The sequence below is a fragment of the Mesorhizobium sp. P5_C1 genome (genome assembly GCF_054049815.1).
Genome location: NZ_JBFULQ010000178.1, coordinates 1 through 10,540, shown reverse-complemented (window position 1 = coordinate 10,540; position 10,540 = coordinate 1). Strand labels below are relative to the sequence as shown.

Sequence of the window (10,540 nt, the reverse complement as noted above, 5' to 3'; positions counted from 1 at the left end):
ATTTCAGACTACAGGCGAAGTGGAGCCCGGTCGCCAGATCTTCCATCCTACCAGCAGACGTAGCCGCCATCGACAATCAGGTCGAGGCCGGTGACGAAGCTCGACGCGCGGCTGGCCAGGAACACCGTCGGTCCGACCATTTCCTCCGGCGCCGCCATGCGCCCCATCGGCGTGTCGCGCTTGAAGATCTTGACCTCTTCCGCCACCTCCGGCCGCTTGTTCATCGGCGTCAGCGTATAGCCCGGGCTGACGACATTGACCCGCAGCCCGCGGTCGGCCCACTCCATGGCGAGGCTCTTCGACATGTGGATGACGGCGGCTTTCGAGGAGTTGTAGTGCGCCTGCGTCAGGCCCCGGTTGACGATGGTGCCCGACATCGAGGCGATGTTGATGATCGAGCCCTTGCGCCGCGCCAGCATCTTGCGGGCTTCGGCCTGGCAGGACAGGAACACGCCGGCGACATTGACCTCGTGCACCTTCTGCCATGTCTCCAGCGACAGCGTCTCGGCCGCTTCCGACCCGGCGATGCCGGCATTGTTGACGGCGACGGTCAGCGCACCGAGTTCACTCTCTAGGCGATCGATCGCCGTCGCGAGATCGCTCAGCGATGTCACCGTGCCGGTCAGCACCAGCGCCTTGCGGCCGAGCGCCGTGATCCGGTGAGCGGTTTCGTCCAACCCGCCTTTCGAAGCATGGCCGAAACAGGCGACGTCGGCGCCTGCCTCGGCCAGTCCGATCGCGATTGCCTGGCCGATGCCGCTGCCGGCGCCGGTGACCAGCGCGACATCGCCGTCCAGCTTGAAAAGATCCATTGATAGCCCTCCCTGCCTCGGAGAGGGTACGCGCTGAGCCGTGCTCCGATCAAGCGCCCTGCATCGCTCAGAAATAGCCGTCCGACGCAGCCGTGGCTTCCTTGGGGATTTCGACGCCGTCGACGAGGATCTTGTCGACCAGTTCGTGGTGGAAGCAGACCAGCCCCTTGATGCGTTCCGCCTCGTGCACCGGTTCGGGATAGTACCAGACGAGGTTCTCGTGGCGCTTGGCCTTGGTCGTCACGTGATAGTAGTTGGAGATGCCCTTGTAGGGACAACGCGAGATGTAGCGGCTGGGTGCGAACATATCGAGCCGCGTATCGGAGATCGGCAGATAGTGGCGCACCGGATGTCCGGTTTCGAACAGGAACACGCCACGGCGTGAATCGGCGACCTGCTCACCGTCGAGAATGACCTGCACCCGCCGCGACGACGGCAGGCAGTCGACGCGGCGGAACGGATCGCGGGCGTGGACGAAGATCTCTTCGTCCTCCTCGAACCAGTGGCCCATCTTGCTCCAGTAGAACGACATGTAGTCGGCGAGCGGCGGGCTGCCTTTCACCGGATCGGCGTAGCGCCAGGCCGCGTCCTCGACCAGCGTCACGCCGGTGTTGAGTGAGTAGTGGGTCGCCACGCCCTTGAACGGGCTCTCGGTCGTCGTCGTGCTCGGCAAGAGAAACTCTTCGCGCACGTCGCTCATCGGGAAATAATAGACCGGCAGGTGGTCGGACTCGTAGAGCACCAGCGCGTTGACCGTGTCGGCGACAATCATCGACCCGACCTGCACCCGCAGCCGCTTCTGCGTCGGCATGGTGAAGGCGACGTAGCCCGGCTCGAAATCATATTGGGTGATGCTGTCGAGCAGCGGAAAATGCGGCCCGCGGCCGCGCAGATGACGCTTGCGAATGGTACTCTCCCGGTTCTTGGTCTTGGCGATCACGTTCATGATCAGCCTATGGATACGCGATCGAGCAGCAGCCCGGCGGCGATCGGCGGCAGTCCGCTGACATTCTTGCGCACCGGCACCAGCAGGTCGGGGAAATAGCTGAAAATGACCGGCGTCTCGTCGAGCAGCAGTTTCTGGATGTCGGAGGCGGCACTGCGCTGTGCGCCGATATCGAGCGCCTTCAGATAGCTGGTGACCATGCCGTCATAGGCCGGGCTCTTGAAATGCGCCGCGTTCCAGGGGCCGTCGCTGACCAGCGGGCTTTTGAGGAACACGTTGGGCACGCTGCGATGCGCGTAGTCGGTGATGCCGAGCGGACTGTCCAGCCAGTCCGACTGGCCGAACACCGCCTTGCCGTAGTACTTGTCCTGGTCCTCGATGTTAAGCGCGATGCGGGCGCCGATTTCCTTGGCGAAGTTCTGGAACAGCTGCGCGTAGCCGGGAATGTCGGAATAACGCAGCGTCGTCAGCGTGATGTCGAAGCCGCTGGCCACGCCGGCCGCTTCGAGCAGTTGTTTGGCCTTGGCGATATCCTGGACGCGTTGCGGCACCGTCTTGTCGGTCGCCGGGAAGGCAGGCGCGAACGGGCTGTCATTGCCGGTCGCCGCCATGCCGCGGCACAGACCATCGACCAGCTTGGAGCGGTCGATGCACAATGCCAGCGCCTGGCGCACGCGCTTGTCGGTGAAGGGGCCGGTGTCGCAGCGCATGTGCAGCTGGCGATGCGCGGTCGATGCGACGCGCAGCACCGTGATGTCGGGGCTGTTGAGCACGACCTGGCTGACGTCGAGCGGAACGGCGTCGAGGATGTCGACCTCGCCGGCCTGCAGCGCCAGGATGCGCGGCTGCACGTCGCCGTAGAACTTGAATTCGAGACGGTCCGGCAGCGCCTTCTCGCCCCAATAGTCGGGGTTGCGTACGAAGGTCGCGCCGACCTTCGGCGTGTAGGTCTCCAGCCGGAACGGTCCGGTGCCCTCGAACGTCTTTTCGTAGTCGCCCTTGTAGCTCGCCGGCAGGATGACGGCGTTGTAATTGTCGATCGACACCGAATAGGGAAAGCTGCCGTTCGGCGCGTCGAGATGGAAGGCGACGGTATGGTCGTCGACCTTCCTTGTGCCGCCCTTCGACAGCAGGCCCTTGAACACCGACAGCGCGTTCGAGGCGCCGCTCGGATCGGCCAGCCGGTCGAAGGTCGCGACGACGTCGTCGGCCTTGAAGTCCTCGCCATTGTGGAATTTCACACCTTTGCGCAGCTTGAAGGTCCAGACGCTGCCATCCTCGTTCGGCGCCCAGCTTTCCGCCAGCACCGGCTTCAAGGTGAGGTCCGCCTGGGTGATGCAGAGAAACTCGGCGGTCTGGAAAACCAGCTGGTAGCTGCCGCTGTCATAATAGGTGACGGGGTCGATGGCGCCGCCTGGCGTGGCCACGCCGGCGCGCACCGTGCCGCCCGGCTTGCCCTCGGCGCGGGCCTGCTGCGTGCCGAGGCCGGCTGCGGCAACGAGGCCGCCGAGGAATGGTAGGGAGAGGCCAAGCACACTGCCATGGCGCAGGAAATCACGCCGGCCCATCCTGCCGGCCAACAACTCGTCGACAGCGGAATTTTCGATTGCTGTGAGAGTCCGGCGAGCGGCGTCGATCATCCTGAAATGCTTTGGCATGGCTGCATTCCTCGCTTGGCTTGGGGTTTGCCATCTAGTTCATTGTTGACTGCCGCCGCAAAGCGATATTTTTTGATAGGGGCCATCGAAATTTTCGATGCAAAGGGTGCGGCATGGACACTGAAAATCTGCGCAGCTTTCTCGAAGTTGCCGCCCATGGCAGCTTCACCGTCGCGGCCAGCCGGCTCAACCTCGCCCAGTCCACCGTCAGCGCGCGGATCCGGGGACTGGAGGAGCAGTTGGGGCGCCGGCTTTTCGTGCGCGACCGCGATGGCGTGACGCTGACGCCGGCCGGCCGCCAGTTCCTGCCGCATGCCTCCTCCATCACCCGCACCTGGGAGCAATCGCGGCAGGACATCGCCGTTCCCGATGGCTACGAGACGCTGCTGCGGCTGACCGCCCCCGCCTATCTGTGGGACCGCATCACCTCGCCATGGGTCGACTGGATGCGCGCCAGGCGGCCGAACGTGGCGCTGCGCCTGGAGGGCAGTTTCCCGGATCTGGCGATCGACCAGCTGGCGGAAGGCCTGCTCGACATCTGCATCCTCTATCTGCCGCGCCCGCATCCAGGCATCGTCTACGAAACGCTGGCGGTCGATCAGGTCGTGCTCGTTCAGCATGCCGCGCAGACGAAGTCCTGGACCGAAAACTACATCCTCATGGACTGGGGGCTGGAATTCCGCATTGAGCACGACCGCGCCTTTGCCGGCATGGTCAAGCCGGCCATCTCGGCCGGACTGGTCTTCATCGGTCTGCAGCATGTGCTGTCTCGGCAGGCGGCGGCCTACCTGCCGCTCAGTGCCGTCAGCACGCATATCGAGCGCGGCGAAATGCGCCGCATCGACAACACGCCGGTGTTCCAGCGCCCGATCTACCTTGCCTATCCCAGCAATCCGGTCTCGTCGGATGTCCTGGATGTCGCGCTCACCGGGCTGCGCACCCTGGCTGGAGATTGGGCGGAAGGTCAGGGGTTTTCGGAAGGCGACCGTTCCCTGGGCATGACCGGCCAGATGTGACGGGCCAGGCCGTATGCATGGTGATCCCCGCTACGCCGGTTCGGTCACCACGTCCTTCTGCAGCCGTGCCAGTTCCTCGTAGGGGATATGGCAGCGGATCGAGTGGCCGGGCTGCGCCTCGCTGAGCGGCGGTTCCTGCTGCTCGCAGATCGCACCGATCTTGCGCGGGCAGCGTGTGTGGAACACGCAGCCCGACGGCGGGTTGGTGGCGCTGGGGATTTCGCCGTCGAGGCGAATGCGCGCCGTCTCGGTCTGATCGAGCTTGGGCACGGCCGACAGCAGTGCTTCGGTATAGGGATGATGCGGGCCGGAAAAGACGTCTTCCGACGGTCCGAGTTCCATGATCCGGCCGAGATAGAGCACGGCGATCTTGTCCGAGAGGTAACGCACCACGGCAAGGTCATGCGAGATGAAGATGTAGCTGACGTCTTCCTTCGACTGCAGGTCGGCGAGCAGGTTGAGGATCGCCGCCTGCACCGACACGTCGAGCGCCGAGGTCGGCTCGTCGCACACCACGATGCGCGGGTCGCCGGCGAAGGCGCGCGCAATGGCGACGCGCTGCTTCAGGCCGCCAGAGAGCTGGCGTGGCTTGACGGCAAGATGCCGGTCGGTCAACCGGACTGAACGGACAAGGTCGTTGAGCCGAGCTTCCAGCGCCTTGCCGCTCAAGCCTGCAAGCCGCTTCAGTGCGCGGCCGATTAGGTGCCGGATCGAGTGCGAGCGGTTGAGTGCCGAGTCCGGATTCTGGAAGACGATCTGCATCGCCTTGATCTGGTCGTCGCTGCGGTTTTCCAGCCGCGGCGCCAGCGCCTTGCCTTCGAGCACGATCGTGCCGCCGTCATCCGGCGGCACCAGGCCGAGTAGCAGCCTGGCGAAGGTCGTCTTGCCGCTGCCGGACTCGCCGACCAGCCCAAGCGTTTCGCCCGGGCGCAAATCGAGCGAAACGTCCTTCACGGCGCGCAGCGCGTGGCCATGGCTGGAATAGGTCTTGTTCAGCCCGGCGACGCGCAGCACCGGCACGGCTGCCGCCTTTAGCGCGGGCGCGACATCGCTCGGGGTTGCGCGCGGCAACGCCTGCGCCTTCTCGTGATAGAAGCAACGCGACAGCCGGCCGCCCAGATCGTAGAGCGGCGGCAATTCGCTGCGGCAGCGGTCGTCGGCGAGCGCACAACGGTCGGCGAACGCACAGCCCTTGATGTCGGCGCCGATGCCGGGCAGGAAGCCCGGAATGGTGTCGAGCCGACCCTGGTCCTTGCGCTGGCCGCCGCGCGGCAGGCAGCGCAGCAGCGCCACCGTATAGGGATGGCGGGGATCGTTGAACACGACCTCGGTCGGCCCTTCCTCCACCAGCATGCCGGCATAGAGCACACCGACCCGGTCGCACATGTTGGCGACGACCGCGAGGTTGTGGCTGATGAACAGGATCGAGGCCGACAGTTCCTGCCTGAGCTGCGCGATCAGGTCGAGCACTTCGGCTTCCACCGTCGCATCGAGGCCGGTCGTCGGCTCGTCGAGGATCAGCATCGACGGATCGTTGGCCAGTGCCATGGCAATCGCCACGCGCTGCTGCATGCCGCCGGAAAGCTGGTGCGGGTAGCGCTGCATGACGCTTGTCGGGTCGGAGATGCGCACCCGGTTCAGCATGGCGACCGCGCGATCCTCGGCCGCCTTGCCGGTTATGCCGCCAAGTTCAAAAATCTCGGTCAGCTGGCGGCCGACGCGGATCGACGGGTTCAGCGCCTTGCCGGGATCCTGGTAGACCATGGAGACGCTTTCGGCCCGCGCCCGCCTGAGGGCCTCAGCATCCAGCTTCATGACGTCCTGGCCGTCGAGTGAGATCGCGCCGCCGGTGATCGAACCGTTTCGCGGCAGATAGCGCACGACGGTGAGCGCCACTGTGGATTTGCCGCACCCGGACTCGCCGACGAGCCCGTAGGCTTCGCCCTGGCCAATGTTGAGGCTGAGGTTGCGCAGCACCGCGCGATTGCGGCCGGCGACGCGATAGGCAACCGACAGGTCTCTGAGTTCGAGCGCGTTTTCTGCTTTCGCGGATTTAGTCATTGAGCGCTCCGTGAACGCCGTCTGCCGCCAGGTTGACGCCAATCACCAGCGAGGCGATGGCCAGCGCGTCGAACAGCACCGTCCACCAGAAACCGCCGCCGATCATGCCGTAATTGTTGGAGATCGACAGCCCCCAGTCCGGCGAGGGCGGCTGGATGCCGAAGCCCATGAAGGAGAGCGTGGCGACCGCGAAAATGGCATAGCCGAGCCGCACGGTGGTCTCGACCAGGATCGGCGGGATGACGTTGGGCAGGATCTCGACGAACATCGTATGCGCAGCACTTTCGTGCCGAAGCTGTGCGGCGGCGACATAATCGAGTTCGCGCTCGGCAAGCACTGCGGAGCGTACCGTGCGCGCGATGATCGGCGCGAAGCTCAGCCCGATGACGACGATGACCGTCGTCTTGGATGTGCCGAGCGCCACGATCGCCAAAAGCGCGACGATGACCACCGGGATCGCCATGAAGGCTTCGAGGATGCGGCTGACGACATCATCGACGAGGCCGCGAAAATAGCCGGTGATGRGGCCGAGCGCCGTGCCGGCCACGGTCGCCAGCAAGGTTGCCAGCGGGGCGACTGTCAGGATGTCGCGCGAGCCGACGATGACGCGTGAGAAAACGTCGCGGCCGATCTGGTCGGTGCCGAACCAGTGTTCSGCCGAAGGCGGGGCGAGCGCGTTGATGATGTCGTCGGCAAGCGGGTCGTAAGGCGCGAAATGCTCGCCGAACAGGGCGCAGGCAACCCAGAACATCACGATGGCGAAACCGGTCAGGAAGGTGCCGGAGCGCAGCAGCGAAAACAGCACCTCCGCCAGCGGGCCGCGCTTTCGCGTGTCGTCTGATGTGGGGGAGGTGGTCTGGACAGCGCTCATTGATCTGACCCCAGCCGGATGCGCGGATTGAGCACGGAATAGAGGAAGTCTGCGACGAGCGTCGCCACGGCATAGACGATGCCGATGGTGAGAATTCCCGATTCCAGCATCGGGAAATCCTTGCCGCGCGCCGCGGTGAAGATCAGCGAGCCGATCCCTTGGTAGCGGAACAGCGTCTCGATCACGACGAGGCCGCCGATCAGATAGCCGGTCTGCGTCGCGATGACTGTGATGGTCGGCAGCAGCGCGTTGCGCAGCACATGCCGCCAGATCACCGTGCGCCATGGCAGGCCCTTGAGCACGGCTGTTCGTGTGTAGTCGGAATCGAGCGCTTCGATCATGCCGGAACGGGCCATGCGGGCGATATAGCCGAACAGCACCAGGAACAGCGGCAGCGAAGGCAGGATCAGGTAATAGAGCTGGGTGAAGAAGCCGGCATTGCGCGGCCATGCGGCCGATATCGGCAGCCAGCGCAGCCAGACGCCGAAAATCAGGATCAGGATGATGCCGGTGACGAATTCCGGCAGCACCGTCACCGACAGGCCGCCAAGGCTGATGATGCGGTCGAGCGGCCGGTTGAGATTGAGCGCGGCGATGACGCCGCCGAGGATGCCGATCGGCACCACCAGCACGAAGGCGACCGCCGCGAGTTTCATCGAATTGCCGAGCGCATCGATGACGAAGGGCGCGACCGGCGAGCGGAAGATGTAGGAGGTGCCCATGTCGCCCTGGACGAAGTTCGAGATCCAGCCCCAGTACTGCGCCAGCAGTGGGCGATCGACACCGAGCGTGTGGTTGAGCGCGTCGACGGCGCGCTGGTCGGCGAACGGGCCCAATATGGCGCGTCCGACATTGCCGGGCAGCACCTGGCCGCCCAGAAACACCATGATGCTGAGCAGGAACAGCGTCACCAGCGACAGCGAGACACGCCGGGCAAGGAAGGAGAGTATGGCATCGACTCCTTATGTAAGATCCAGCGGCCCAGGCATGCCGGACACGTCGGGTAAACTCACTGTGACAGGCGGATCGAATGCTGTCAMCGGGGGAACGGCTCCGTCAAATCGCGACACCTCGACCAGCGTCGAATTGCAGGTCGGCGATTGGGCAAGGCGCGACGTCCCCCGATCGGGTGTCAGCACATTCGGATTGCCATGTTTTTCCAGACTGTTCGGCTGTCCGGGCGAGGAGGGGTCGAACCATGCACCGGTGGGCAGCTGCACGACGCCCGGAATCAGGCCGTCCGTCAGCACGGCGCCCGCGAGGCACGCACCGCGATCGTTGAAGACGCGCACGACCGTGCCGTCCAGGATGCCGCGCGCAGCGGCATCGGCAGGGTTGATCCACAGCGGCGCGCGGCCCGACACTTTGCCCGCCCGGCTCACCGAGCCGTGATCGTACTGGCTGTGCAGCTTGTCCGCCGGCTGCGGGGATAAAAGATGCAGCGGGAATCTGCTGGCAAGGTCGCTGCCCAGCCATTCCCGCGGCTCGCGCCAGACAGCGTGACCCGGACAGTCGTCATAGCCGAAGGAATCGATTGTCGGCGAGAACAGCTCTATGCGGCCCGATGGCGTCGCCAGCCGATGCCGCTCGGGATCGGCGCGGAAGGAACCGAGCAAAGTCTGCGACGTCACCTGCCGGGCAAGGTCGGCGTAGCCGTCATGCCAGAAACGGTCGAAGGTCGGCATCTCGACCCCGGCCGCGTCCGCATTGTCCCTGGCCTGCTCGTAAAGCACCCGGATCCATTCGCTGGCTCCGCGCCCTTCGGTGAAGGCTTCGCTGGTGCCGAGCCGGGCCGACAGGTCGGCAAAGATCCGATAATCGTCGCGGGCTTCTCCAACCGGGTCGATCGCTTGCTTCATGGCGACGACGAGGTTTTCCCGGTTCGAAAAGGCGAGATCGTTTCGCTCCAGCGGTGTGGTGACTGGCAGCACGATGTCGGCATGGCGCGCCGTCGCCGTCCAGAAGGGCTCGTTGACGATGATCGTTTCAGGCCGCCGCCAAGCCTCGACCAGCCGGTTCAGGTCCTGGTGATGGTGGAACGGATTGCCGCCGGCCCAGTAGACGAGCCTGATGTCGGGGTAGACAAGCGCGGCGCCGTTGAAGTCGAACGAGCCGCGCGGATCGAGCAGCATGTCGGCCATCCGCGCGACCGGGATGAAGTCCGGCACCTGGTTCCTGCCTTGCGGCACGGACGGCCACCGGAATCCCATCTCCGGTCTTCCGGCGCCATTTGTCGACGAATAGCCGAAGCCAAGGCCGCCGCCCGGCAATCCGATTTGGCCCAGCAGAGCGGCAAGCGTGATTGCCGCCCAATATGGCTGTTCGCCATGGTCGGCGCGCTGCAGCGACCAACTGACCATCAGCATGGTGCGTTTGGCGGCCATTTCCCTGGCCAGCGCGACAATCTTTTCTGTTCCCACGCCGCTCAGGGCAGCCGCCCATCTGGGGCTCTTCGGCTGGCCGTCGCTTTCTCCCAGGATATAGGCCCGCACGACCTCGAAGCCGATGCAGTATCGCGCCAGAAATGCCTCGTCATGACGGGCCTCGGTGATCAGGACATGGCATAGAGCCAGCATCAAGGCGGTGTCGCTGTTTGGCCGAAGCGGCAGCCATTCGGTCTCGACGCCGCGCGGTGCATCGTCGCGCACGGGCGAAACGTTGATCAGATGGGCGCCGTTGCCGACGGCGTTGCGCAAGGCCGCCGACGCTTCGTGACGTGCCGCGCCGCCCCCCTGTATCTGCGCATTGCGCCAGGGCAGGCCGCCAAAGGCGACGATCAACTCGCTATTCCGCTCGATCCCGTCCCAGGTGGAATGATTGCCCGTCAGGCCATCGGTCCCGCCAAGCACGTGCGGCAGGATGATCTCGGCAGCGCCATAGGAATAGCTGAGAACCGAGCTTGTATAGCCGCCGATCGTGTTGAGGAAACGGTGGACCTGRCTTTGGGCATGGTGGAATCGCCCCGCACTCGCCCATCCGTAGGACCCCGCATAGATCGCGGCATTCCCATGCTCAACGCGAATTCGGTCCAGTTCGGCCGCCACGATATCCAGTGCGGTTTCCCATGGGACTTCGACAAAGGGTTCGCTGCCGCGCCCGCCCTTGGCGCTGGACCTGTCCCCCTCCAGCCAGCCACGCCTGATGGCGGGACGGGAGACGCGCAGGTCACCCTGTAC

The 10,540-nt window shown here is 64.9% G+C and carries 8 protein-coding genes; 1 reads left to right on the top strand and 7 read right to left on the bottom strand.

All coding sequences use genetic code 11. From position 1 onward, the window contains the following. Nucleotides 1-47: 47 nt before the first annotated feature. From ACXJ7R_RS16000 to ACXJ7R_RS15990, 3 genes are all read right to left on the bottom strand, one after another. Nucleotides 48-812 carry an SDR family oxidoreductase gene (locus ACXJ7R_RS16000; RefSeq protein WP_457152681.1) on the bottom strand — a complete coding sequence of 255 codons (765 nt, stop codon included), beginning with the start codon at nucleotides 810-812 and terminating at the stop codon, nucleotides 48-50. A gap of 67 nt (nucleotides 813-879) precedes the next feature. Further along, complete coding sequence (locus ACXJ7R_RS15995; protein ID WP_095088254.1) at nucleotides 880-1,758, bottom strand: DUF427 domain-containing protein; 879 nt, start codon at nucleotides 1,756-1,758, stop codon at nucleotides 880-882. 2 nt (nucleotides 1,759-1,760) lie between these two features. Further along, the gene (locus ACXJ7R_RS15990; protein ID WP_457152680.1) at nucleotides 1,761-3,416 is read right to left on the bottom strand and encodes an ABC transporter substrate-binding protein; all 1,656 of its coding nucleotides are present in this window, start codon (nucleotides 3,414-3,416) and stop codon (nucleotides 1,761-1,763) included. Between the two features lie 113 nt (nucleotides 3,417-3,529). On the opposite strand from ACXJ7R_RS15990, the gene ACXJ7R_RS15985 reads away from it, so the two are divergent. Continuing rightward, entirely contained in the window at nucleotides 3,530-4,432 is a 903-nt protein-coding gene (locus tag ACXJ7R_RS15985; protein ID WP_457152679.1) for a LysR family transcriptional regulator, read from the top strand. A 30-nt stretch (nucleotides 4,433-4,462) separates the two neighbouring features. On the opposite strand, the gene ACXJ7R_RS15980 is transcribed toward ACXJ7R_RS15985, so the two are convergent. The 4 genes from ACXJ7R_RS15980 to ACXJ7R_RS15965 all read right to left on the bottom strand — a co-directional run. Further along, entirely contained in the window at nucleotides 4,463-6,493 is a 2,031-nt protein-coding gene (locus ACXJ7R_RS15980) for a dipeptide ABC transporter ATP-binding protein (protein ID WP_457152678.1), read from the bottom strand. Then, complete coding sequence (locus tag ACXJ7R_RS15975; protein ID WP_457152677.1) at nucleotides 6,486-7,364, bottom strand: ABC transporter permease; 879 nt, start codon at nucleotides 7,362-7,364, stop codon at nucleotides 6,486-6,488. Before ACXJ7R_RS15975 ends, ACXJ7R_RS15980 begins: the two co-directional genes overlap by 8 nt. After that, nucleotides 7,361-8,314, bottom strand: a complete 954-nt coding sequence (locus tag ACXJ7R_RS15970) for an ABC transporter permease (protein WP_457152682.1) — start codon at nucleotides 8,312-8,314, stop codon at nucleotides 7,361-7,363. Before ACXJ7R_RS15970 ends, ACXJ7R_RS15975 begins: the two co-directional genes overlap by 4 nt. Nucleotides 8,315-8,326: 12 nt before the next feature. Next, on the bottom strand, nucleotides 8,327-10,540 hold a 2,214-nt coding region (locus ACXJ7R_RS15965), incomplete at its 5' end, for a molybdopterin-dependent oxidoreductase (protein ID WP_457152676.1).

Excerpts from the sequence above, each read along its gene's own strand:
- ACXJ7R_RS15990 (WP_457152680.1), bottom strand. The coding sequence starts at position 3,416 with ATGCCAAAGCATTTCAGGATGATCGACGCCGCTCGCCGGACTCTCACA.
- ACXJ7R_RS15995 (WP_095088254.1), bottom strand. The coding sequence starts at position 1,758 with ATGAACGTGATCGCCAAGACCAAGAACCGGGAGAGTACCATTCGCAAG.
- ACXJ7R_RS15985 (WP_457152679.1), top strand. The coding sequence starts at position 3,530 with ATGGACACTGAAAATCTGCGCAGCTTTCTCGAAGTTGCCGCCCATGGC.
- ACXJ7R_RS15980 (WP_457152678.1), bottom strand. The coding sequence starts at position 6,493 with ATGACTAAATCCGCGAAAGCAGAAAACGCGCTCGAACTCAGAGACCTG.
- ACXJ7R_RS16000 (WP_457152681.1), bottom strand. The coding sequence starts at position 812 with ATGGATCTTTTCAAGCTGGACGGCGATGTCGCGCTGGTCACCGGCGCC.